This is a genomic window from Bacillus testis, assembly GCF_001243895.1.
Lineage (GTDB): Bacteria > Bacillota > Bacilli > Bacillales > DSM-1321 > Bacillus_AD > Bacillus_AD testis.
Map to the genome: position 1 here is coordinate 346,646 of NZ_LN851186.1, position 24,612 is coordinate 371,257.

At 38.9% G+C, this 24,612-nt stretch carries 21 protein-coding genes, 1 rRNA gene and 1 pseudogene (1 of these 23 running past the window's edge); 15 read left to right on the forward strand and 8 right to left on the reverse strand.

Going from position 1 to position 24,612, the window contains the following annotated elements:
- Positions 1 to 2,280: 2,280 nt before the first annotated feature.
- The 4 genes from istB to istA (BN1765_RS02295) form a co-directional block, all read right to left on the reverse strand.
- Positions 2,281 to 3,006, reverse strand: coding sequence for an IS21-like element helper ATPase IstB (gene istB / locus BN1765_RS02280; protein WP_147554134.1), 726 nt, complete (start codon positions 3,004 to 3,006; stop codon positions 2,281 to 2,283).
- The gene (istA, locus tag BN1765_RS02285; protein ID WP_050613669.1) at positions 3,003 to 4,061 is read right to left on the reverse strand and encodes an IS21 family transposase; all 1,059 of its coding nucleotides are present in this window, start codon (positions 4,059 to 4,061) and stop codon (positions 3,003 to 3,005) included. Before istA (BN1765_RS02285) ends, istB begins: the two co-directional genes overlap by 4 nt.
- 31 nt (positions 4,062 to 4,092) lie before the next feature.
- A complete protein-coding gene (locus tag BN1765_RS19900) occupies positions 4,093 to 4,437 on the reverse strand; it encodes an ATP-binding protein (RefSeq protein WP_452082109.1) in 345 nt (114 codons plus the stop codon).
- 178 nt (positions 4,438 to 4,615) lie between these two features.
- Positions 4,616 to 6,043: an IS21 family transposase gene (istA, locus tag BN1765_RS02295; protein ID WP_050613671.1), complete on the reverse strand. Its 1,428-nt coding sequence runs from the start codon at positions 6,041 to 6,043 to the stop codon at positions 4,616 to 4,618.
- Positions 6,044 to 6,439: 396 nt separating this feature from the next.
- Here istA (BN1765_RS02295) and BN1765_RS02300 point away from each other — a divergent pair, with 396 nt between their 5' ends.
- The 11 genes and pseudogenes from BN1765_RS02300 to BN1765_RS02350 all read left to right on the forward strand — a co-directional run bounded on the left by BN1765_RS02300 (position 6,440) and on the right by BN1765_RS02350 (position 16,986).
- Positions 6,440 to 6,625, forward strand: a complete 186-nt coding sequence (locus BN1765_RS02300; protein WP_050613375.1) for a helix-turn-helix domain-containing protein — start codon at positions 6,440 to 6,442, stop codon at positions 6,623 to 6,625.
- A 66-nt stretch (positions 6,626 to 6,691) separates the two neighbouring features.
- Positions 6,692 to 7,555 (forward strand): hypothetical protein, encoded by an 864-nt coding sequence (locus tag BN1765_RS20345; protein ID WP_222705389.1) that lies wholly within the window; start codon positions 6,692 to 6,694, stop codon positions 7,553 to 7,555.
- A 275-nt stretch (positions 7,556 to 7,830) separates the two neighbouring features.
- Positions 7,831 to 8,367 (forward strand): ATP-binding protein, encoded by a 537-nt coding sequence (locus BN1765_RS02310; RefSeq protein WP_452082110.1) that lies wholly within the window; start codon positions 7,831 to 7,833, stop codon positions 8,365 to 8,367.
- Between the two features lie 10 nt (positions 8,368 to 8,377).
- A complete protein-coding gene (locus tag BN1765_RS02315; protein WP_050613673.1) occupies positions 8,378 to 9,166 on the forward strand; it encodes a DUF6414 family protein in 789 nt (262 codons plus the stop codon).
- Positions 9,167 to 10,258, forward strand: coding sequence for an AAA family ATPase (locus BN1765_RS02320; protein WP_050613674.1), 1,092 nt, complete (start codon positions 9,167 to 9,169; stop codon positions 10,256 to 10,258). It abuts the gene before it with no gap.
- A gap of 396 nt (positions 10,259 to 10,654) precedes the next feature.
- Positions 10,655 to 11,778, forward strand: a protein-coding gene (locus BN1765_RS02330; protein ID WP_147554130.1) for an IS3 family transposase whose coding sequence is annotated in 2 segments (ribosomal slippage) — positions 10,655 to 10,901 and positions 10,901 to 11,778 — 1,125 coding nt in all. Because the reading frame shifts where the segments join, the coding sequence is not laid out codon by codon here.
- 230 nt (positions 11,779 to 12,008) lie between these two features.
- Entirely contained in the window at positions 12,009 to 13,988 is a 1,980-nt protein-coding gene (locus tag BN1765_RS02335) for an AAA-like domain-containing protein (protein ID WP_050613675.1), read from the forward strand.
- Between the two features lie 313 nt (positions 13,989 to 14,301).
- A pseudogene (gene rpsI, locus BN1765_RS19420) lies at positions 14,302 to 14,379 on the forward strand (30S ribosomal protein S9); the annotation flags it as partial.
- Between the two features lie 230 nt (positions 14,380 to 14,609).
- The gene (locus tag BN1765_RS02340; protein ID WP_050613676.1) at positions 14,610 to 15,056 is read left to right on the forward strand and encodes a DUF2521 family protein; all 447 of its coding nucleotides are present in this window, start codon (positions 14,610 to 14,612) and stop codon (positions 15,054 to 15,056) included.
- A 62-nt stretch (positions 15,057 to 15,118) separates the two neighbouring features.
- Positions 15,119 to 15,832, forward strand: a complete 714-nt coding sequence (gene cwlD / locus BN1765_RS02345) for an N-acetylmuramoyl-L-alanine amidase CwlD (RefSeq protein WP_050613677.1) — start codon at positions 15,119 to 15,121, stop codon at positions 15,830 to 15,832.
- A 98-nt stretch (positions 15,833 to 15,930) separates the two neighbouring features.
- Positions 15,931 to 16,986: an Mrp/NBP35 family ATP-binding protein gene (locus tag BN1765_RS02350; RefSeq protein ID WP_050613678.1), complete on the forward strand. Its 1,056-nt coding sequence runs from the start codon at positions 15,931 to 15,933 to the stop codon at positions 16,984 to 16,986.
- Positions 16,987 to 18,692: 1,706 nt separating this feature from the next.
- On the opposite strand, the gene gerD (BN1765_RS02355) is transcribed toward BN1765_RS02350, so the two are convergent.
- Positions 18,693 to 19,328 (reverse strand): spore germination lipoprotein GerD, encoded by a 636-nt coding sequence (gene gerD / locus BN1765_RS02355; RefSeq protein ID WP_050613679.1) that lies wholly within the window; start codon positions 19,326 to 19,328, stop codon positions 18,693 to 18,695.
- A gap of 143 nt (positions 19,329 to 19,471) precedes the next feature.
- On the opposite strand from gerD (BN1765_RS02355), the gene BN1765_RS02360 reads away from it, so the two are divergent.
- Entirely contained in the window at positions 19,472 to 20,128 is a 657-nt protein-coding gene (locus BN1765_RS02360) for a KinB-signaling pathway activation protein (protein WP_050613680.1), read from the forward strand.
- Between the two features lie 30 nt (positions 20,129 to 20,158).
- On the opposite strand, the gene pdaB (BN1765_RS02365) is transcribed toward BN1765_RS02360, so the two are convergent.
- Together pdaB (BN1765_RS02365) and gerD (BN1765_RS02370) are read right to left on the reverse strand one after the other, a co-directional pair.
- The gene (gene pdaB, locus BN1765_RS02365; protein ID WP_050613681.1) at positions 20,159 to 20,911 is read right to left on the reverse strand and encodes a polysaccharide deacetylase family sporulation protein PdaB; all 753 of its coding nucleotides are present in this window, start codon (positions 20,909 to 20,911) and stop codon (positions 20,159 to 20,161) included.
- A gap of 58 nt (positions 20,912 to 20,969) precedes the next feature.
- Positions 20,970 to 21,629: a spore germination lipoprotein GerD gene (gene gerD, locus BN1765_RS02370; protein WP_452082108.1), complete on the reverse strand. Its 660-nt coding sequence runs from the start codon at positions 21,627 to 21,629 to the stop codon at positions 20,970 to 20,972.
- Between the two features lie 137 nt (positions 21,630 to 21,766).
- On the opposite strand from gerD (BN1765_RS02370), the gene BN1765_RS02375 reads away from it, so the two are divergent.
- Positions 21,767 to 22,423 carry a KinB-signaling pathway activation protein gene (locus BN1765_RS02375; protein WP_050613680.1) on the forward strand — a complete coding sequence of 219 codons (657 nt, stop codon included), beginning with the start codon at positions 21,767 to 21,769 and terminating at the stop codon, positions 22,421 to 22,423.
- Positions 22,424 to 22,453: 30 nt separating this feature from the next.
- On the opposite strand, the gene pdaB (BN1765_RS02380) is transcribed toward BN1765_RS02375, so the two are convergent.
- Positions 22,454 to 23,206 carry a polysaccharide deacetylase family sporulation protein PdaB gene (gene pdaB, locus BN1765_RS02380; protein WP_050613681.1) on the reverse strand — a complete coding sequence of 251 codons (753 nt, stop codon included), beginning with the start codon at positions 23,204 to 23,206 and terminating at the stop codon, positions 22,454 to 22,456.
- A 136-nt stretch (positions 23,207 to 23,342) separates the two neighbouring features.
- Here pdaB (BN1765_RS02380) and BN1765_RS02385 point away from each other — a divergent pair, with 136 nt between their 5' ends.
- Together BN1765_RS02385 and BN1765_RS02390 are read left to right on the forward strand one after the other, a co-directional pair.
- On the forward strand, positions 23,343 to 23,561 hold the full coding sequence (locus tag BN1765_RS02385) for a hypothetical protein (protein WP_050613683.1): 219 nt from the start codon (positions 23,343 to 23,345) through the stop codon (positions 23,559 to 23,561).
- 341 nt (positions 23,562 to 23,902) lie between these two features.
- Positions 23,903 to 24,612: ribosomal RNA gene (locus tag BN1765_RS02390) — 16S ribosomal RNA — on the forward strand; it runs 840 nt beyond the window's last position.

Genomic DNA, 24,612 nt, shown 5'->3' on the forward strand with positions numbered 1-24,612 from the left:
TGTATTGAAAAGTAAGAGATCACAGTACAAACAACTAGACTTAGCTATCTGGATGGCAGTCAAACGAGGCTCTTGTATCTTTCCTAGTGGCTCTGAAAAATGGGAAGGGTGGCACTTCTCTAGCACCATAATCATGTGAGCATTCGCACACAGGTCCGGTATTTCGGACCGGTGTGCGTAGAATTTGTTTTTCATGTGCGTACAGAAACATATATGTTTCTGGGAGTGCATGGGGGGCGAAGCCCATTGGTTTTACCGAAGCGAAATAATGACCACGATTGGTCATTATTTTGTGTAGGGGTTGCACAGACGAAGCGACCGAATAGGGAGTTTTGGATGGGCTTGAATTAGGAACGTCCGATTCGGAAGAATCGGTAAGTGACGAATGAGCAGTCCGAGCAACGCGCAGGACCAAGGAGATTGAATGCGCGAGCATTCAACGACGCAGTAAGGGGGACGGTCAGCTATGCTGACTGGCAAGCGCAGCTTGACATACGTCCCCCTTATGCTCTTTTCCCCTACCGTACCGCAAACACTGCACCGTATATCCGAGCACCCCCTCAAACTACCGGTGCGACTACCTCGGCGGTACTACGGGGCGGACATCGTACCAAATACGCCGCGTATTCCGATCACGATAAAACCGTACCGTTAAGCGAATCGCCAAATACGTCACCCCCTCGGTTACCGGGGCAGGCGTATGACGGCATAGTCGTCCGTTTCCGGCCCGAATCCATCCCGCCAACGACAGTTAAGGGATGGAATTTCGGGGCGAGCTACGGGGCGGTATTCGTGTGTGAGCGGGGAGGGAGCTACCCAAAATCTCTGGTAGGGGAAGTTACTAAAAAAGAAGATAGAGAAGCGGACCGAACGGGGAGCGGATCGTCTAAAAAGACCTTCGATAAATCAATCGTTCGTCCAAACAGCGTGGACGACGCGAGGCGGTTGTATGTCAAAACAAACTCTCTTGTACGCACGAATGTGCGAGCAAAAAAGGTAAGAAAAACCACCGGAGCGGAGGGAGGCTCCGCGCTGTTTGGATCAACGATTTTCCGTGACATCTGGGTGGGAAGCCCGGAGCGGTTATGGTTATACGAGCGAAGCGAGCGAGTCAGGAAGAACCACCGACGGGCGCGGGACTCGCGCAGATGTCACGAGTTGGCTTTTAAACGCTGTCCAGAGAGGGGTTTGACGTTCTGTTGTCAACCAATCTAACATCTGTTGGCGAAAAAAGAACCGACAAGCCAAAAGGCTGTCGTTCAGGAGTTAGGCAGTTACGGCCTGTTGTTCGTTCACAAAAAGCAATTTTCTGTATCGCACACCGTGCAGCATACCATATTCAGTTCGCATGCGATGACACATTCTATGTAAGGGAGGCCCGGACATTATTACGGCATGTCATATACCGTATGCACGCCATACGAAAGGTATATCAAACACCATGCACTCACCATCACTTATCACGTCATACCACACATCATGTCGCATGAGATACGCATGCCATACGCACAGCCTTTATGTTCAAATTATCCATCACCGTATTTCACACCGCATACGCATGCCATATGAGATGCCGTGATGATTGCATGCGCGTCGCACCAAACGAACATGGGATTTCGCACAGTATCTCACATGCTATTCGACACGAAATACGCAATCAAACGCACACGCAGTCAGGCATTTATTTCTCACCTCGTGCCGAAGTTGGTGGGACATCCAGTGCAGGGTTTCTTGCGTCATTACGGGTGAAGATGAATATCAACAAAAAGAGAAGATATTGTTTGTTGTAAGATAAGTACCTTTTATGAAAGTTGTTTACTTCTTATTGTTTAGCTGACAAATTAGGTTCCACTTAATAATTAGTCAAGACTATTTTTCACTTCTTCTTCCAAGTGGTAAGAATCCCCTATAACAAGTTTTGTGTGGTAAAATTAGTTAAAAATATAATATTATGAAGGTTTTTGGGTGATGAATAGGTATAAAACTAGAGGTTTTGGTGGCGGACGATCCAGTGGTCCATCAACTATATGAGTAACGCCCCCCCGATTTCTTGTTATCGTAGAGAAATAGAAACGAGGAATGAAACATATACAGTTATTATTAGGTTACATTATCTGAATTAGAGTCCATAAAAAATGACCATCCTTATACACTTGGCACTTTGGGGTTTAAATATTATATATTTTTAAGATAGTGTAGATAACTCGAGGTTTGTATTTTGCAAGAAAAAAGTGCAGAGTATTGCAGCGGAAAATACAGAGTATTGCCACCCAGTATTTTTTATGCTTTTTTTGATAAGGCATTAGCCAAACGGAAACTACTTCCGGTATATGAAACAATATGAGCGTGATGAATTAAACGATCTACTAAAGCTGCTGTTAATCGGGAATCGGAAAAGATTCGATTCCATTGGCTAAACTCCAAGTTAGAAGTAATAATTAAACTTTTTTGTTCATAGCACTCTGAAATGAGTTGAAACAGTAATTCGGCACCTTCTGTGCCAAAAGGGACATAGCCCATTTCATCTAATATCAATACATCTACTTTCTCTAATTTTCGTCGGAAAGAAGCAAATCGACCATTTGCTAACGTTTTCTCTAATTCCTCTACTAAATGAGATACCCTATAAAATCTCACATCATATCCTTTTTCGCACGCACGTCTACCTAAGGCGGAAGCTAAGTGGGTTTTCCCTGTTCCAGGAGCTCCTACTAGAATCACATTTTCTTTCCTCGAAACAAATGATAGATCCATTAGTTCCTCTTTTGTCAGATGGGCCGGTAAATGGATATCCTTGTGCCATTGATAGGTCTCTAATACTTTATGATCAATAAAACGAGCTTTTTTTATATTTCTTATCGCTTTTGCTTGTTCTCTTCCGACTTGTTCTTTTAATAAAAGGTGATAAATGAATTCTTCCCGAGTCGTAAAAGGAATGTCTTCATATCCTTCTGCCATATAAGGCAATTTTAATTGCCTACATAACTTTAAAATGGCCTCATTCACTCTTGTTGCACTCCTTCCGGAGTAGGTTGTAAAGCATCATAGCTAGACCACTCCACTTCATAAGGATGATTGATTTCGTTATCCCGTTGGCCAATATACTCATAAAAATGTTCTTCAATTTCTTTCATATCATGCTGTAATAACAGACTAATTATTTCATTGATTCGTTGTTTACGAATAGCTAATGAGGGAACCAAAAGATACTCACGAATCCTAGCCGGTAAGTATTCCTTATATCGTGAATGTCCAATAACACGCGGTTTATGCATCCAATCTTTCAATATGTCACTCCATGGGATTAATCTTCTCTTCTTCATGTACGGACGGAAGTCCGTTAGTAATATTTCTCCATTACCGGTCACAATCCGATATTGATCCCAATATAGAATACAGTATAAAGGATAATAATTTTTGGCTTTAGGAATATGAATAAGATGTTGATCCAATTTGAATTCATTGTATTTATTTACTTTAATCAATGTTTCCTTAAACACAGGATAATCTTCTTCTGGCAGCTTATATAACTTCTTTTGTTCTTCTTCCCACAGATACTCTATTGATTCTTGTTTCTTATAATGTTCTCTTTGTCGATCTTTCTGTAATACTTCTTTTAATTGTTCAGTCAAGTCATCAAAATCCTTTATTACTGGAGGGACGCTAAAAAAGTTGTATCGTATATAACCAACCTTTCTTTCCACGCTTCCTTTTTCATGTCCACTTCGGGGATTACATACTTGTACGTCAAATCCATAATGGTTTTGAAAAGCCATCAATTCATCTGTTAATTGAGCTTCTCCATTTGAATCCCTTACTTTTTTGACAGCTGGCGTTAGATTATCAATTCGTATACTTTTTGGTACGCCACCTGCTTGTTCAAACAATTGCTTTAATCCACTTAAAAAGCATTCTTGATTTTCTGAAGGAAGTGGGACAGAGAAAGCCACATTACTATAGGGGAAAGACATAATTAATGCATGTATATCGACTATTTCCCCCTCCAGCACAGCCTCCATGATTCCAAAATCAACCTGAGCTTCTCCAATTGGATGATTCAATCGCTCATATCCTTTATCCTTTTGACTCTCTTCAGTCGCCCTCCAATCCGAAATAAATTGNGCCTTTTTCGCACGCACGTCTACCTAAGGCGAAAGCTAAGTGGGTTTTCCCTGTTCCAGGAGCTCCTACTAGAATGACATTTTCTTTCCTCGAAACAAATGATAGATCCATTAGTTCCTCTTTTGTCAGATGGGCCGGTAAATGGATATCCTTGTGCCATTGATAGGTCTCTAATATTTTATGATCAATAAAACGAGCTTTTTTTATATTTCTTATCGCTTTTGCTTGTTCTCTTCCGACTTGTTCTTTTAATAAAAGGTGATAAATGAATTCTTCCCGAGTCGTAAAAGGAATGTCTTCATATCCTTCTGCCATATAAGGCAATTTTAATTGCCTACATAACTTTAAAATGGCCTCATTCACTCTTGTTGCACTCCTTCCGGAGTAGGTTGTAAAGCATCATAGCTAGACCACTCCACTTCATAAGGATGATTGATTTCGTTATCCCGTTGGCCAATATACTCATAAAAATGTTCTTCAATTTNAGCCTCATTCATTCTTGTTGCACTCCTTCCGGAGTAGGTTGTAAGGCATCATAGCTGGACCACTCCACTTCATAAGGATGATTGATTTCGTTATCCCGTTGGCCAATATACTCATAAAAATGTTCTTCAATTTCTTTCATATCATGCTGTAATAACAGACTAATTATTTCATTGATTCGTTGTTTACGAATAGCTAATGAGGGAACCAAAAGATACTCACGAATCCTAGCCGGTAAGTATTCCTTATATCGTGAATGTCCAATAACACGCGGTTTATGCATCCAATCTTTCAATATGTCACTCCATGGGATTAATCTTCTCTTCTTCATGTACGGACGGAAGTCCGTTAGTAATATTTCTCCATTACCGGTCACAATCCGATATTGATCCCAATATAGAATACAGTATAAAGGATAATAATTTTTGGCTTTAGGAATATGAATAAGATGTTGATCCAATTTGAATTCATTGTATTTATTTACTTTAATCAATGTTTCCTTAAACACAGGATAATCTTCTTCTGGCAGCTTATATAACTTCTTTTGTTCTTCTTCCCACAGATACTCTATTGATTCTTGTTTCTTATAATGTTCTCTTTGTCGATCTTTCTGTAATACTTCTTTTAATTGTTCAGTCAAGTCATCAAAATCCTTTATTACTGGAGGGACGCTAAAAAAGTTGTATCGTATATAACCAACCTTTCTTTCCACGCTTCCTTTTTCATGTCCACTTCGGGGATTACATACTTGTACGTCAAATCCATAATGGTTTTGAAAAGCCATCAATTCATCTGTTAATTGAGCTTCTCCATTTGAATCCCTTACTTTTTTGACAGCTGGCGTTAGATTATCAATTCGTATACTTTTTGGTACGCCACCTGCTTGTTCAAACAATTGCTTTAATCCACTTAAAAAGCATTCTTGATTTTCTGAAGGAAGTGGGACAGAGAAAGCCACATTACTATAGGGGAAAGACATAATTAATGCATGTATATCGACTATTTCCCCCTCCAGCACAGCCTCCATGATTCCAAAATCAACCTGAGCTTCTCCAATTGGATGATTCAATCGCTCATATCCTTTATCCTTTTGACTCTCTTCAGTCGCCCTCCAATCCGAAATAAATTGGCAAACGGTTCGATAAGAACCGGGAAAGCCATACTTCAATAATTCTTGAAAAAGTTGTTTATTTGTTCTACGAAGTTTCTTTTTTAAGCGAGCATCTTCTTCCAACCAATCACATACCATCTCTCCCCAACGTTCTTCATACATCATTCCTTTTTTAGATTGAATTTTAGAAGTGGGTACCTGATCTTTATCCGCATATTTTTTTGCGGTCCGCCAATTGATATTCATGGTTTTTGCGATTTTGGAAATAGATAACCCTTTTTGATTTCTCATTAATTTGATACAATGAACCTCAGACATTGCTAGCATCCTTTCTTACCTCCACTGTTTGATTAGACACCTATACAGTAGAGGGACTTGGGGTGACTGGCAAGTCTTTTTTTTATGGCACTAAAAAAAGTGCTAGACTCTGTACAAAAACGTTGCACAAGTCTGCACTTTTATTTTGCATTACACAGTCAAAGTGGTGCCTTTTATGAAGACACCTTTTAGACAGACCGCAATACCAGCAGATGTTTATTGTTATAATATAAGTATAAGCTTTTTCAATAGCTTCAGAAATTTTCCAATTGGATAAACTAGGTAGGTGATGCAAGCCATGAGGGTTGTTTCATAGGATATGTTTGTCTTCTTGACCGAACATATGTTTTCTTTTTAGATGTAAGTGATAGAAGAATATGTTATCAAAAAAAGGGAGGGAACTGTATGAACCAGGCACTAAAAAACGAAATTCGTAATTCTCGTTTATATAACCATGAAATCGCTGCTTATTTAGGGGTAAGTGAGTCGACTTTATATCGTTGGTTGAGATCTAATCTTTCTTCTAATCAAAAGGAAAAGATTGCTGCTGCGATTGAAGAATGCAAAAAGAATCAATTGTTACATGCTTAATCATGCAAAGGGTAGGAGCGGAGAGGTGGTTGAATGAACGGATGGATTAAGTTGCATAGATGCCTTATGGATAAGCCGATTTGGTTTGAATCTACACCTGAACAAAAAACGATTTTTATCACACTTCTCATGATGGCCAATCATCAGGGGAAGGAGTGGGAGTGGCAAGGGGAAAAATATACTGCTGATCCAGGGCAATTCATCACTAGCTTAGATTCAATTGTGAAAAATTGCGGGAAAGGCATCACGATTCAGAACGTAAGAACAGCTTTAAAAAGATTCGAGAAATACGGCTTTCTAACAAATCAATCAACAAACAAAAGCAGGCTAATAACCATTGTTAACTGGGGAATTTATCAATCATTGGATGCAGAAGCTAACAAGCAACCCACCAAGCAGTTAACAAGCAATCAACAAGCAATTAACAAGGAACTAACACCTAACAAGAAAGAAAGAAAGCAAGAAAGTAAGAATGAAATAAATAAAGAACATATACCTTCACAGATTGAAAATCTGCGTGTTAGGTACTCTGAAAATCAATTAAAGGTTATTGATGATTACTTGGCCATTATCGTTCATACAAGGACCAGCGGGAAAATATCTGATTCGGTTATCTTGAAGATGTATGAGACATGGGATAAACATCCTGCAATATGTGTTGAATACGGGTTGAAAACACATGCTGAAAACCCGGCACTGCACAGTAAAAAGGAAAATTACACTCTAGGAATCATTCGCAATACTTCAGCGGAAGAAGCTGCAAGCAAGCTTAATGCAAACCAGTACAGCAATGTTACACCTTTCAGAAAAAAAGATTCCCTCTTTACTCAATCTGAGGAAAGCAAGCGGAGACAGGCGGCATCTGCTGCAACGGTTACGGACGAAAAATGGCAAGAAACTTTAAATGAATTGGAGGAATTTCCATTTTGATCAATTCAGCCAGAAATTCTAAAAGGAATAGAGGATTTGTTGAGCTAATCGGATTGGATAAGGCAAAGGATCACTTATTTAAAATAAGACCAGACTTAATTGATAAGACGCGTGAGGTAAGCATAGAAAGATGCAAATGCGGAAAGTGCGGAGAAGATACTATGTTTTGTTGGGTTTACTACCTTAAGGACGAGGATGAGCCCAGAGAAGAATTATGTGATCAGTATTGTAGCAGATGTAGAGATAAAATCTTTTCTCGAGAAATCACTTTAGAAATGAGTCAAAAAAGAAGGGAAAATATCAGGGCGAACTGGTATCTCCCCCATCCTACACATATTTCAGCAGGATTCAAAAATTTCAATGCATATAACGATTGTACAAGAAAATCCTTGCAGGTAGCAAAAGATTATACAAAAAAAATATTAGCTGGAGAGAAGATTTCTTTACTCTGTATGGGGTCGACAGGCACAGGGAAATCTCATCTGGCTACTGCTATTGCTAGGACTCTAGATGAAAAAGGGATGGTTGTTGGCTTTATTTCAGCGGCGGAATTATTCAACAAAATTAAAGAATCATTTAATACGCCAGGAATAGAAAAAAGGCTTTTTGAAGATATGAGAGCATTAGATGTTTTGGTTATAGATGACGTGGGAGTTGAGACGGTGAAGACCACGAATGAAATCAGTTGGTCAGTCTCTNGTGCTAGACTCTGTACAAAAACGTTGCACAAGTCTGCACTTTTATTTTGCATTACACATCGAGGTTTCTGGATAATATTTATTTTCATAAATCTTGAATTACAAAAATTGTGAGGGCAAAGATATGAAGGATATTTTAAAATTAGCATATTTTGATGAGCAAGCAGCAGTCGATTTTCTTGAAATAAAGGAATCAGGAAGCTCTTCAGAAATAATGAAAGTAGTAACAGAGAAAAATAAGGAAATGGGTTTTAGCGGGGAAGCTGGAAAGGGTTTTTTTAGTTTTTTGAAATTTGGTTTATCAGGAAATATGAACAAAAAAAACAATAGCATAGTTGAAACGCAAGTAACAAGAACTATTTATAATAAATTTATTGAACTTAGTAAAAAGGCAAAAGAAATAAAAAAGTATAAACATATAAACCTTAAAATCGTAAAGAATTCAGCAACTTATTTTAGAAATCTTATGCCGTTTATCAAGATGATTGACGACACAGGAGAATTTGAAAATGCAGAAGATCTAAAGGGGCTCAATCACCAAGAGTTGGACGCTATCTTTGACGATGCTAGAGGGTATTACGAATATTTAGGGGAGATAGTATCCGATGATAAAGAATCTGAAACAGTAATAATACGTTTCAATATTAATGGTATGAGGAATAATTATAGTTTGTATGATTTAACTAAAATGAATTTAAGTATATACGGTATTGAAGTAGGCGAAGCAAAGAGTATAGACTTGGATTTTATTAATGAGATGAATGAAATGTTACAAGAGGAAAGAAACGAACAAAAAGAATTAAGCTATGAAGAGATGCAAAGACAAAACTCATATGATAATAATAAGTTACCAGACCTAGATTCTAAGGAAAAAAGATATAAAATCATAGATGTTATAGTGGCGGGGATATAAGTGGAAATAACAGTGTTTTTTGAACCTGAAAATGTGTTTATAGAGAGATTAAATAGCTTTAAGAATGTTCTATATTTTGGGGACTATATAAGGGCTAATGATAAGGATCAAATAGATACTATTAATCTTGAAGATCATTATGAATTATTTGTTATAAGTTCCAATGAATTGTCTGGAGTTAACAATCATGTCATGGAAAATATAGGTAGATTGATTGAGCGTATTCAGGTTATTTATAGTTTTAGGCACATTTATATTAATAATCCAACAAAAACAACGCTAAAAACATTAAAAAGTACCTTTAAATTAGAAATAAGTGAACCCTATATATTACACAGTGTATCTGAAGAAAAATTAGTTAAGATTGAAAGTGAATTTGATGATTTCTTAATAGGTCAAATCACTGCAAAGAAAAAAATTATAAGAAACCTTTTAAAATTATTAATAAGAACAAATAATAAACCACTTGTACTTATGTTATATGGAAATCCTGGAATTGGAAAAACTGAGACGGCAAAGTTTTTAGCTAAACAGTTAAATGAGGGGGAGATAGTTAGAGAGCAAATGTCTATGGTACATGGTGAAGAAAGTTTAAAATACTTTAAGTCTACACATCACTCAGAACATTCATTTTCAAAAAAGTTGCTAAATAGAACTTCTAATATAATTTTGTTAGATGAATTTGCCCGTTCACCATCATATATACAAGATAGTTTTCTTCAGATGTTTGATGAAGGAGTATATGAAGATAATAACTATAGCGTAGATATAAGAAAGTCCGTTATCATTTGTACCTCTAATTTCTTGACCGAAGACGACATGAAAAAAAATATAGATAATGCTTTACTAAGCCGGTTTGATGCATTAATAAAGTATGAAGACTTTAATGATGATGAAAAGGAACTGATTATAAAACTGTCTATTAATGGAATTAAAAAAACAATATCAGAGAAATATGCTTCCATGGTTGATTGGGAGAAACTACAGTGTTTTCTTATTTATAATGTAAAAGGATTAACAAATATGAGACATATAAAGGGGATAATAGAAGAAGCTGTTGCAGATGAAGTTTTGCGAAAGTTAAAAAAATAGGTTGAACAAAAGTGTATACAATCTATCTTTTTGTGGCTATAGCTTTGATCTGAAAATGGTCAAGTATAATTCTAGGTGTCCTGCCAAAAGGATAGTTCGATTACCATCATCCATATATTATGGAACAGCTGGATAGGCAACACTTAACTGGACAAAAAAATTAAGGTGTGGCGGACAAAATCCTCATTTTGAGTATAGCTTCCTTATAAGATGGAAAAAGCTGTACTAGTCACTTTATATGGAGGTTCTGGCATGGTAGCCTGACGTGGCTTGCCAGTTTGATAAACTGGCAGTCTGGCTTTTCAGCCATGCCAGTAGAGGCTCCATGTCAAGTGACGGTGTGAACACTCTATTTAACAAGTCTGCCATTACCTATTCAGTTAAGGAGCGTTGTATATGACCAGATCGAGACGAACATTTACCGAAGATTTCAAGAAACAAATTGTATTACTATATGAGAATGGAAAACCACGAAAAGAGATTATCGCTGAATATGAGCTGACCCCGTCTGCCCTAGATAAGTGGGTGAAGCAAAGCAGAACGGCTGGTTCCTTTAAGGAAGCAGACAATCGTACACCTGAACAAACTGAATTAATGAAGATACGCAAAGAACTGAAACAGCTACAAATGGAAAATGACATTTTAAAGCAAGCCGCGCTGATCATGGGACGAAAGTAAAAGTGATTCGAAATAACCGTCACAAATACTCGGTATCAGCAATGTGCATCGTCCTCAACATTTCCCGTTCTTCTTATTATTATGAAGCGAAAATACAGGATAATCAGCAGGAAGAGCGTATTCGGTCACTGATCATTGAAATCTTTCAGAAAAGCCGCCAGAACTATGGAGCGCGCAAGATTAAGATTGAATTGAAAAAGCAAGACCATCGTGTGTCCCGCCGCCGAATCGGACGGATTATGAAGGAAGAAGGATTGATATCGTCTTATACATTAGCCCAGTTCAAACCCCATAAAGCCCAATGTAACGAAGAAAAAGTGGGTAACGAGTTAGATCGGAGCTTTCACCAACAAGAAGAGCTGGCTGTCGTTGTCAGTGACCTGACGTATGTACGTGTCAAGGATTCCTGGAACTATATCTGCTTATTGATTGATTTATATAACCGTGAGTTGATTGGACACAGTGTAGGACCGAAAAAAGATGCCAAACTGGTGAGTAAAGCACTGTCTACTGTGCAACATGATCTGCGATTGATCACCTTATTTCATACAGACCGAGGCAGCGAATTTAAAAATAAGCATTTGGATGAAACGCTTGAAACTTTTGAAATTAAGCGGTCATTAAGTATGAAAGGATGTCCCTATGATAACGCAGTGGCAGAAGCGACTTACAAAATCTTAAAAACAGAGTTTGTGAGAGGACGAACATTTGAAACACTCGAACAGTTACGTTCTGAACTATATGATTATGTCCATTGGTTTAACCATTTCAGAATTCACGAAACATTGGGATATTTAAGTCCCGTTCAATTTAAAGAAACACACCTTAAAAAAAGTGTCTAGTTTAGTGTTACCATTCCACAGCAGATGAAATTATTTATTGTGATTTAGATGAATACTCATAAGTATGATTCAAATTGGCTCGAGGACTATTCTATAAAAGGAATTTATAGGCGAGAATTGGGAATTCAATCCTCGTCTCTTTTGTTCCTTAAATAACCACAGTGAATCGTACCATGGGTGTAATTAGGTTTCTTTGCCCATGTGATATAATATTCCTGAGGAGGGGTATAATGGTAAAGTCCGTAGTGGCAAATGGTCGCGTTATAAAAGGAGTTAAATATAGATTAAATATAAAGGGAAATGAAATTGAGAGAAAAATAGTAAAAAATTTATCGGAATTTTTCGGAGTAACCTTTTCGAGAATTGAGAAATTTAAAAATACTGATTATACTTTTAGTTTTTTACAACCGGGTGATGAATATAGGGAAAAATTTAATATGTATAATGAGTTTCTGTTATTATTTTCTCCTTTCCAAGATTTTGATAGAAGAGCTCTAGATTTTGTGGATAAAACATTGTCAGATTATGATAATCGATTAGACAAGGTTTGTATCTTCCTTGTAAGTAAGGATTTAAATATTACACACAAAATCGCTGCATTGAATAACGAAAATAAAGATTCAAAGTTAATTGTGCCATTTACATATGATGAATTTATAAAAAGTAAGATTACTAAAGAGAATGTAGAAAACAAGTTAAGGGAGTACTTTTATAGTCGAGATTTATTTGCAATAGAATCTCCTATTAGAAATGATAGTTACTTTTTTGGTAGAAAGAAAATAGTACAAGAGTTTTATTCCAAGTATATAAGTGGTGAACAGGGAGGATTATTCGGGTTAAGGAAAATAGGTAAGACCTCGGTATTATATGCTTTAATGAGAACTATAGATTCAAAAGATGGTGTATATATATTTGTGGATTGTCAAAATCCATCTGTGCATGCATTAAGATGGTTTGAATTATTACAAAGCTTAATAAATAAACTAATAGAAAAATATGATATTCAATTAGATGTTAATGATTATACTTTTGATGAAAAATATGCTGCTGCAAGCTTTGAAAAATTAATGATACAAATTTATCGGAAATTAAACAAAAAAAGGATTTTATTAATTTTTGATGAAATTGAAATGATTTCTATAGATACTGCTAGTGCTGAACACTGGAGAAATGATTTAGACTTTGTTCATTTTTGGCAAACAATTAGAGCGTTTTATCAAGAACATCAAAATGAAATATGCTTTTTAGTTGCTGGGGTGAATCCTCATTGTGTGGAAGTTGCATCTATTCAAAAAATTGATAATCCTATATTTTCTATGATTAATCCTGTTTATTTGGAACTGTTTGGTATTGAAGATGTTAAAAACATGGTAAGCAGTATTGGTAGATACATGGGGTTAGATTTCGATGAAGAAATATATACAAAGTTAGTAGATGATTATGGTGGACATCCATTTTTAATTAGACATATCTGTAGCTTAATAAATAGGTCAGTATCGTTAGCGAGACCGATTAAGGTTAATAAGTTTGACTATAGCAGAGAAAAGCAAAATTATGATATAGCTATTTCAAAATATATTGAACAGATAATACAAGTACTGAAAATTTCATATCCTAATGAATATAACTTATTAGAAACTTTAGCTGTTCAAGGAAATGAAGCATTCCTTTCTAAATTAGGAAAGGGTGATTTTTCAACAATACAACATTTAATTGGTTATGGTGTCTTGAAAAAATATAAAGATACTCATTTTATCACCATAGAAGCTCTATCAATTTATTTAAAAAATAATAGTAATTTATTAATTGATGATTCTTTGGAAGCAAAAAGAACAGCAATTAGTAAAAGGCGAAATAAGGTGGAATTAAAATTAAGGGAAATGATCTATACGGTTTTCATTACTAAATATGGTAGAGCCGAAGCAAGGGAAAAAATTTTAACAGCTAAAAAGACAGAAGAAAGGAAAAAATTTGACGGAATACCAACCAATGAATTAATGGAAGAGGAATATTATTTCCCAGAACTAAAAGTTTTAGTTAATAAGAATTGGGACGATTTCAATAAAGCTTTTGAAGATAAGTCTAAATTTAAAATCAATATGGATATAATTAATGCATATAGAGTTGATGCTCATGCAAAAAGTATTACAGAAGAAGAATATTTAATGACTCATATGGCTTTAAATTGGATTGAAAAATGTATATTTTAAAACCACGCTTATATTGGTTATGGTGAATCGTATTATGTATCATGATGTGTATTTTCCTTTAAAGTTTATGTGGGAATTTGCAAAACTCTATAAAATCAATGTTTTGAATGCATGAACCGATAACTGGTTTTCAGCCGTCAAATATGAGAAATTAAATAGGTTCCCTGTATATAGCCTGCCAGCGTATTTATTTTAAATAGCCTCTTGAATACCCCTTGAATACCCTTTGCGAAAAAACGGTTGAAATCATACGAAACACTGAAAGGGAAAACCGTTGATTTAAAGCGGTTTGTGAACTTCCTTATAATAAGGAAGAAACTCTTCTCTGAAAGAGCGTAAGAAATACGGTCTTAAAGGTGCTCGTCGTGCGCCTCAGTTCTCAAAACGTTAATTTTCGTTTTCAAAACCAACCTTGGTCCTTTTTCGGATCAAGGTTTTTTTGTATTCTATGCTTATTATAACGATTCCCATACACAATTATTGATTACAGTACTCACATAAAAAGGCAGGATTGATTGAGCGGCGTCATCAAACAATAGGAGATAAGACGCGGCCGTCAGTATCGCGTATATTGAAGATTGTAGGTGCAATAGCCTGCAGCAATATCAGAGGTGACTTTAAGTGGGAACTGTAATTCATTCGTTTACTGAAAAACGCAAGGAAAGACAGCTAGGATATGAAAGAAAGGTGTTAAAAGAGATTACACCTAAAATGCTGAAAGAGCGATTTCAGGCGTTTGTGAACGCCCAAAAGGGATTGGGACTTGTCCTCTCTCAGGTCTTGGAGGAAGGCTGTTATGATGTAGCGATTGAAGCTTTTCTGCTAGGCGCCAACTATAGTAAATTTGGCTTCTTTGGCGAGTCATATGAAGAAGTAAAGGAACGATGCCAGGAGGAAGAAAAGCATCTGACGGATACACTCTTTAATTTTATCCTTTATTGGGGAAAGGTCAGTGACTATGATCTCTATAATGAGTCCCTCTATTATGAATGTGAGCAGTACGTCAATTCATGGTGGGCGGAAGGCTTCCAAAAAGGCGCTAAACGATATCGCCTGCGCCTTCATTGACAGTTCTAAATCTCTTGCTCGTCCCATATCGTATATGGAGGATGAGCGGGAGGGATACAAACATGTGGAGCCGACTAAAATATACAGGTTTAGCAATTACCATCGTAATGGTGTTTTTATTGGTGACTTTTCAATTCGTTGGTGAATATTCGTGGAATTCATGGAATCTTCCTTTGTCGGGAAAGGTTATCGTTCTTGATGCGGGGCATGGAGGGCCGGATGGAGGAGCTGCGGTAAAAGGAGTGGTTGAAAAGGATATTTCTTTGCCAATCACAAAAATGGTTAGGGATTATTTGCAGGAACAAGGTGCACTTGTCATCATGACCAGAGAGAATGACACTGATCTGGCGGGAGACACGAGCGGATACAGGGCCAGGAAAAGAGAAGACTTAAAACAGCGTGTGAAGCTCATTAATGATTCGGAAGCTGATCTGTACCTCAGTATCCACCTGAATGCTTTTCCTTCAAGCAAATACAGCGGCGCCCAAACGTTTTATACGATGCGTTACAAAGAAAATAAATATGCAGCTGACTTTATCCAATCAGAATTGAAAACGAATTTGGAAAATACCAACCGCGAAGCGAAAGCAATCGACCATGTATATGTTATGAAACATGCCTTAAAACCTGGAGCCTTAGTGGAAGTCGGATTTCTCTCGAATGATAAAGAGAGAGAAAGACTGACGCAATCCTCCTATCAGGATATGGTCGCTGCCTCTATTTATAAGGGAATTCTCCGCTATTTTACCGAAGAACCAATGGAGAAAGCAGAATAGGAATGAATGGTGTTAAAATGGCAGGACCCCGTTTATAGTTACCGAAAACAATTGTGGTATACTGTTGATGAAAACGAAATCATAAAAGGGGTGCGAGAATGGTTACTGAACAACAAGTGAGAGAATTAGTAGGGAAATTGAAAGATCCTATTCTACATATAAGCTTAGCGGAAAGCAATGGTATTGATGAAGTTAAGATCAAAGAAGAGAAGAACCATGTAAGCGTTAAACTGTTGCTTGCAAAGACAGGAACGCCTGAGCAGTTGCAGTTGCAAATGCAGGTTGTCAACATGTTGAAGGAAGCAGGGGCTGAGTCAGTCGGCATCCGTTTTGGAGAACTTTCGGAAGAAGAACTGCGAAAACACAGAGTAAACCCGAATGATGACGGGCTTGGTCTTCTTTCCCCCAATTGCAAAACGAAGTTCCTTGCTATCGCAAGCGGGAAAGGCGGAGTAGGGAAATCGACAGTATCCGTGAATCTTGCTGTGTCATTAGCGCGCCTTGGAAAGAAAGTCGGATTAATCGATGCCGATATCTATGGTTTCAGTGTGCCGGATATGATGGGCATAATTAAACGCCCGGTAGTCCGCTCCGAAAAAATCATCCCGGTAGAACGCATGGGTGTCAAAGTCATTTCCATGGGCTTCTTCGTCGAAGACAATGCGCCAATTATCTGGAGAGGGCCGATGCTTGGCAAGATGCTGACAAGCTTCTTTACGGAAGTTGAGTGGGGCGACCTGGATTACTTGCTGCTGGATCTTCCTCCGGGCACAGGCGACGTGGCTTTGGATGTTCACAGTAAACTGCCGTCTTGCAAAGAAATCATTGTGACAACTCCACATCCTACTGCAGCGTTTGTTGCTGCGCGTGCCGGTGCCATGGCGATCCAGACAGACCACGAAGTAATCGGCGTCATCGAGAATATGTCATACTTTGAAAGTAAAGTGACAAAAGAAAAAGAATATGTATTCGGCACAGGCGGCGGCGAAAAGCTGGCAGATGAACTTCGCACGGAAGTATTAGGCAAGCTGCCTTTACAGCAGCCGGATTGGAATGAAGAAGACTTTGCGCCGTCCATCTATGAGCCCGACCACAAAGTAGGGCGCGTGTACATGGATATCGCTGAAAAAGTGATCTCTATTCTTGATAAATAATATATAAGAGAAGCACTTCGCATTTGGCGAAGTGCTTTTTTGTGGCTGAACGGAGGTCTGCTGCTTTACCTTGTTCCAGCCGTTTTTCTCTACGATAAGTCATCATCAGCTCGCTTTGCTCTCTGTGATTCCTTTATCTCAAGAAAATCCCTCCAGTTTGTATGACCCTAAACGGTCGCTTCCGCTTTTCTCTGTGTCTAGCTGCAGACCTCCAGCTCCTAGCAAACTTCGCACATTTCTTCTACGATAAGTCAACATCAGCTCCCTACGTTCGCTGTGTTTCCTTTATCTCAAAGAAAGGTACTCCAGTTTGTACGGAGCTAAACGGAGGTCTTCCGCTTTTCTTATTGTCTAGCTCCGAACACCCAGAGGCTAGTGGACTTCACATTTTTCTCTACGATAAGTCATCATCAGCTCGCTTTGCTCTCTGTGATTCCTTTATCTCAAGAAAAATGCTCCAGTCCATACGCCTCTAAACGGGTGTTCTCCGCTTTTCTTGATCCAGCTGCAGCGACCAGGGACTAGCAAACTTCGGGCTTTTCTCTACGATAAGTCATCATCAGCTCGCTTTGCTCTCTGTGATTCCTTTATCTCAAGAAAATCCCTCCAGTTTGTACGTCCCTAAACGGTCGCTTCCGCTTTTCTCTGTGTCTAGCTGCAGACCTCCAGCTCCTAGCAAACTTCGCACATTTCTTCTACGATAAGTCAACATCAGCTCCCTACGTTCGCTGTGTTTCCTTTATCTCAAAGAAAGGTACTCCAGTTTGTACGGAGCTAAACGGAGGTCTTCCGCTTTTCTTATTGTCTAGCTCCGAACACCCAGAGGCTAGTGGACTTCACATTTTTCTCTACGATAAGTCATCATCAGCTCGCTTTGCTCTCTGTGATTCCTTTATCTCAAGAAAAATGCTCCAGTCCATACGCCTCTAAACGGGTGTTCTCCGCTTTTCTTGATCCAGCTGCAGCGACCAGGGACTAGCAAACTTCGGGCTTTTCTCTACGATAAGTCATCATCAGCTCGCTTTGCTCTCTGTGATTCCTTTATCTCAAGAAAATCCCTCCAGTTTGTACGTCCCTAAACGGTCGCTTCCGCTTTTCTCTGTGTCTAGCTGCAGACCTCCAGCTCCTAGCAAACTTCGCACATTTCTTCTACGATAAGTCAACATCAGCTCCCTACGTTCGCTGTGTTTCCTTTATCTCAAAGAAAGGTACTCCAGTTTGTACGGAGCTAAACGGAGGTCTTCCGCTTTTCTTATTGTCTAGCTCCGAACACCCAGAGGCTAGTGGACTTCACATTTTTCTCTACGATAAGTCATCATCAGCTCGCTTTGCTCTCTGTGATTCCTTTATCTCAAGAAAAATGCTCCAGTCCATACGCCTCTAAACGGGTGTTCTCCGCTTTTCTTGATCCAGCTGCAGCGACCAGGGACTAGCAAACTTCGGGCTTTTCTCTACGATAAGTCATCATCAGCTCGCTTTGCTCTCTGTGATTCCTTTATCTCAAGAAAATCCCTCCAGTTTGTACGTCCCTAAACGGTCGCTTCCGCTTTTCTCTGTGTCTAGCTGCAGACCTCCAGCTCCTAGCAAACTTCGCACATTTCTTCTACGATAAGTCAACATCAGCTCCCTACGTTCGCTGTGTTTCCTTTATCTCAAAGAAAGGTACTCCAGTTTGTACGGAGCTAAACGGAGGTCTTCCGCTTTTCTTATTGCCCGCCTCCTGTTTGTTTTTGGGTGCTGTTTTGGCTCTGGGATTTATTTCCGCTTGTTGTTCCTTCTTTTTTCTTCTTTTCAGCAGGAAGTTCTTCTGCTGCTTTGATGAGCAGTTCTTCCAATTTTACTTTTACTAAGGGGCTGTCCATGGTCTCGAGCAGGACTTTCTTTATTTCTTCCCGCATTGATTTGCTTTTTAACTGATTTAATATTTCTTTTTGCATCTCGGGATCCTTTAAGGCTTGCAAAATTAACTTTTGGTAATCGGGGTCTTTCATTAGGTCTTTTAATACTTTTTTGTGCTCTGTTTCTAGGCTCTTGGCATACTTGCTTACGAACTTCGGATCTTTGAATAGTTTTTCCCAAAATTGTTTTGCCTTGTCGCTGGTCAGATTTTGCTCGATTGCATCTTTGACTGTTTTTTGGTCCATAACCATTTCGTTCTTTACTTGATCACTAGACAAAACTTCTTGGATGGCTTTTTTTCCATCGTCTGTCTTCAAGATATCGACGACCATTTTTTTGGTTTCCTCGTAATCCACCTTTTCGTAGTCTGCACTGTTCTTAGAGCATCCCGTTAGGAGTAGCGCCAATAGGAAGAATGGGATAAATGCTGCTTTATAGGTCATGATCATAGGCTCCTTATAACAAATTTCTACTGATAATATTGAGATATCGGTAGAAAATTATGCACAAAAGCGGGAAGTTGTAGCATTTTAAAAAGCTAATTGGTACAATTATTCAATATAGCAAAATATTGGGGGATTCTAGAGTGAGTAGTCGTAATCTAGTACGTTTATTTTTATCGACTTTGTTGCTGGGTGGGCTGTCTACTGGAGTTGTTGGTTTCATTGTTAAGTGGGGGGAATACCACGATATATTTGTATCTGGAAAAATCCCTGAGATAATAGCCGCTTTTATCTGGTTTATTGGCGTGGGTATGATATTCAGTGTGATTAGCCAAATGGGTTTTTTTGCCTATCTCACTGTCCATCGTTTTGGGCTTGGTATGTTCAGGAGCTTGTGGAGTCCTGTCCAAGTGATTTTAATACTGCTCGTCCTATTTGATTTAATTTATTTCCGTTTTCTTTCTTTTGGCAAAAACAATAGTGTAGCGCCATATGTGGTGTTGGGGATCCTCTTATTTATAGCAGGATTAATAGTGGCTTATATAAAAATGAAGCAGACAAATAGGCATGCGTTCATCCCGGCATTATTCTTTATGACTGTGGTTACTGTTATTGAAATGGTTCCCGTTTTGCGGGTGAAAGAGGACGATTGGTTGTTCTTTATGTCCATTCCTTTAGTGATTTGCAATGCGTATCAAATGTTGGCTTTGCATAAAATCAACCAGCGATCCGAAAAAGAGTTGGAGGAAAAGAGGAAGAATAACAAGAACACAATTAAGGGGAAAGTACAAAAAGCATAATACCAAAAGAGACAGCCGCCGCTGTCTCTTTTATTTGATTTCTTTCGTTTTAACGGATGAATTGGAAATCATTTCGGATACTGTAACCATTTTTAGGCCTTTCTCTTGAATGACGGACAAAACAGCAGGCAATGCTTTCGCTGTCTGTTTAGCGGAATCGGAGGCATGGAATAGAAGAATATCGCCTTGTTTTGTATCGTTTATATTTTTGAGTATCCGAGTAACGCCCGGGTTCGTCCAATCTTTTGAGTCTACACTCCAATGAACGACCGTATAGCCGAATTTTTCTGCGATAGAAAGAAACCGCTTATCGAAGTGGCCGGTAGGGGCCCGTACATATTCAATATCTACAATCCCCAGCTTCCGGAACGATTCTTTCCCCTTCAGCATATCTTTTGTTACTTCCTGGTCTTCGGCTTGTGAATAATCCAGATAATTATATCCCAGCATTCCGATCTCATACCCTTGGTCCTGGATTCTTTTCACGATGTGTGGATGTCTTTCAGCCCAAGAGCCGGAAAGGAAAAAGGTGGCATTCTTGACGTGGCTATTTTCTAATTCATCCAGAATGAGCGGCGCTTTTTCATCACCCCAACCAATGTTGAAGGTAAGTGCAACATTCTTTTCGCCTTTATACACTGCTTTTGGACCGTTGCTAGTAGAGAAGACAGGATTACCGGGCCCGTATTGGACAAAAAGGAACCAAGCGGTTACAAAGGCAAGTGTGAGTATGAATACATACTTTTTCACCTTTTTAGCCTGAAGTGTTATAAAGAAATTCAACCTCATCCCCCCAAAAAAACTCTTTGTAACAGAGTATGCTTGTACCTACCCTATATGACTATCCTAGTAATACATATTTCGNCCCGCCTCCTGTTTGTTTTTGGGTGCTGTTTTGGCTCTGGGATTTATTTCCGCTTGTTGTTCCTTCTTTTTTCTTCTTTTCAGCAGGAAGTTCTTCTGCTGCTTTGATGAGCAGTTCTTCCAATTTTACTTTTACTAAGGGGCTGTCCATGGTCTCGAGCAGGACTTTCTTTATTTCTTCCCGCATTGATTTGCTTTTTAACTGATTTAATATTTCTTTTTGCATCTCGGGATCCTTTAAGGCTTGCAAAATTAACTTTTGGTAATCGGGGTCTTTCATTAGGTCTTTTAATACTTTTTTGTGCTCTGTTTCTAGGCTCTTGGCATACTTGCTTACGAACTTCGGATCTTTGAATAGTTTTTCCCAAAATTGTTTTGCCTTGTCGCTGGTCAGATTTTGCTCGATTGCATCTTTGACTGTTTTTTGGTCCATAACCATTTCGTTCTTTACTTGATCACTAGACAAAACTTCTTGGATGGCTTTTTTTCCATCGTCTGTCTTCAAGATATCGACGACCATTTTTTTGGTTTCCTCGTAATCCACCTTTTCGTAGTCTGCACTGTTCTTAGAGCATCCCGTTAGGAGTAGCGCCAATAGGAAGAATGGGATAAATGCTGCTTTATAGGTCATGATCATAGGCTCCTTATAACAAATTTCTACTGATAATATTGAGATATCGGTAGAAAATTATGCACAAAAGCGGGAAGTTGTAGCATTTTAAAAAGCTAATTGGTACAATTATTCAATATAGCAAAATATTGGGGGATTCTAGAGTGAGTAGTCGTAATCTAGTACGTTTATTTTTATCGACTTTGTTGCTGGGTGGGCTGTCTACTGGAGTTGTTGGTTTCATTGTTAAGTGGGGGGAATACCACGATATATTTGTATCTGGAAAAATCCCTGAGATAATAGCCGCTTTTATCTGGTTTATTGGCGTGGGTATGATATTCAGTGTGATTAGCCAAATGGGTTTTTTTGCCTATCTCACTGTCCATCGTTTTGGGCTTGGTATGTTCAGGAGCTTGTGGAGTCCTGTCCAAGTGATTTTAATACTGCTCGTCCTATTTGATTTAATTTATTTCCGTTTTCTTTCTTTTGGCAAAAACAATAGTGTAGCGCCATATGTGGTGTTGGGGATCCTCTTATTTATAGCAGGATTAATAGTGGCTTATATAAAAATGAAGCAGACAAATAGGCATGCGTTCATCCCGGCATTATTCTTTATGACTGTGGTTACTGTTATTGAAATGGTTCCCGTTTTGCGGGTGAAAGAGGACGATTGGTTGTTCTTTATGTCCATTCCTTTAGTGATTTGCAATGCGTATCAAATGTTGGCTTTGCATAAAATCAACCAGCGATCCGAAAAAGAGTTGGAGGAAAAGAGGAAGAATAACAAGAACACAATTAAGGGGAAAGTACAAAAAGCATAATACCAAAAGAGACAGCCGCCGCTGTCTCTTTTATTTGATTTCTTTCGTTTTAACGGATGAATTGGAAATCATTTCGGATACTGTAACCATTTTTAGGCCTTTCTCTTGAATGACGGACAAAACAGCAGGCAATGCTTTCGCTGTCTGTTTAGCGGAATCGGAGGCATGGAATAGAAGAATATCGCCTTGTTTTGTATCGTTTATATTTTTGAGTATCCGAGTAACGCCCGGGTTCGTCCAATCTTTTGAGTCTACACTCCAATGAACGACCGTATAGCCGAATTTTTCTGCGATAGAAAGAAACCGCTTATCGAAGTGGCCGGTAGGGGCCCGTACATATTCAATATCTACAATCCCCAGCTTCCGGAACGATTCTTTCCCCTTCAGCATATCTTTTGTTACTTCCTGGTCTTCGGCTTGTGAATAATCCAGATAATTATATCCCAGCATTCCGATCTCATACCCTTGGTCCTGGATTCTTTTCACGATGTGTGGATGTCTTTCAGCCCAAGAGCCGGAAAGGAAAAAGGTGGCATTCTTGACGTGGCTATTTTCTAATTCATCCAGAATGAGCGGCGCTTTTTCATCACCCCAACCAATGTTGAAGGTAAGTGCAACATTCTTTTCGCCTTTATACACTGCTTTTGGACCGTTGCTAGTAGAGAAGACAGGATTACCGGGCCCGTATTGGACAAAAAGGAACCAAGCGGTTACAAAGGCAAGTGTGAGTATGAATACATACTTTTTCACCTTTTTAGCCTGAAGTGTTATAAAGAAATTCAACCTCATCCCCCCAAAAAAACTCTTTGTAACAGAGTATGCTTGTACCTACCCTATATGACTATCCTAGTAATACATATTTCGGCCTTTAGGTGGGCAGATTAGAAAAAAATGTGGTAAGCAAAGGGGCAGAGAGATTATGATGGGTCTTTTGATCAGCCAGAAAGAAAGAGAAGAATTGGAATATCTTTTGAAAAGGGAACTGGATGAAATGCTATACGAAATCAAGGATGAGCAAATTGATGGCATCGTAAAACGGGCAATTGAAGAAAGGTATCAGATTTTATTCATCCTATTCTCTAAGATTACGCCTCCTCCTATTTGCATGAAATATATCAGACGGCCCAGTAAGGACTAGTAAACTTTTTTTAAAAAAGTAGTTGACTTCACGATATTAACTTGGTATATTTATAAGCGTCGCTGAAACAACTGCGAAAGACTTTTAGAGAGTTGAAAAAAAGTTGTTGACAGCCAACTTGATAAGATGATATATTAATCAAGTCGCTGCTAAGCGAATGAAAAACAACTTTCGAAAAAAGTTGTTGACTCGCTAAAGAAGATATGATAAAATAAAAAAGCTTCTTGTGAGCGAAAATGTTCTTTGAAAACTAAACAAGACAACACGTCAACGTTAATTCTAACTAAACGTTTCAACAGAGTTGGAACACACAAGTTTTATTTTATGAGCAAGTCAAACACTTATTGGAGAGTTTGATCCTGGCTCAGGACGAACGCTGGCGGCGTGCCTAATACATGCAAGTCGAGCGGACAGAAGGGAGCTTGCTCCCGGAAGTCAGCGGCGGACGGGTGAGTAACACGTGGGCAACCTGCCTATAAGACTGGGATAACTCCGGGAAACCGGGGCTAATACCGGATAGGTTCTTCCTCCACATGGAGGAAGAAGGAAAGATGGTTTCGGCTATCACTTATAGATGGGCCCGCGGTGCATTAGCTAGTTGGTAAGGTAACGGCTTACCAAGGCAACGATGCATAGCCGACCTGAGAGGGTGATCGGCCACACTGGGACTGAGACACGGCCCAGACTCCTACGGGAGGCAGCAGTAGGGAATCTTCCGCAATGGACGAAAGTCTGACGGAGCAACGCCGCGTGAACGAAGAAGGCCTTCGGGTCGTAAAGTTCTGTTGTTAGGGAAGAACAAGTACCAGAGTAACTGCTGGTACCTTGACGGTACCTAACCAGAAAGCCACGGCTAACTACGTGCCAGCAGCCGCGGTAATACGTAGGTGGCAAGCGTTGTCCGGAATTATTGGGCGTAAAGCGCGCGCAGGTGGTCCTTTAAGTCTGATGTGAAAGCCCACGGCTCAACCGTGGAGGGTCATTGGAAACTGGGGGACTTGAGTGCAGAAGAGGAAAGTGGAATTCCAAGTGTAGCGGTGAAATGCGTAGA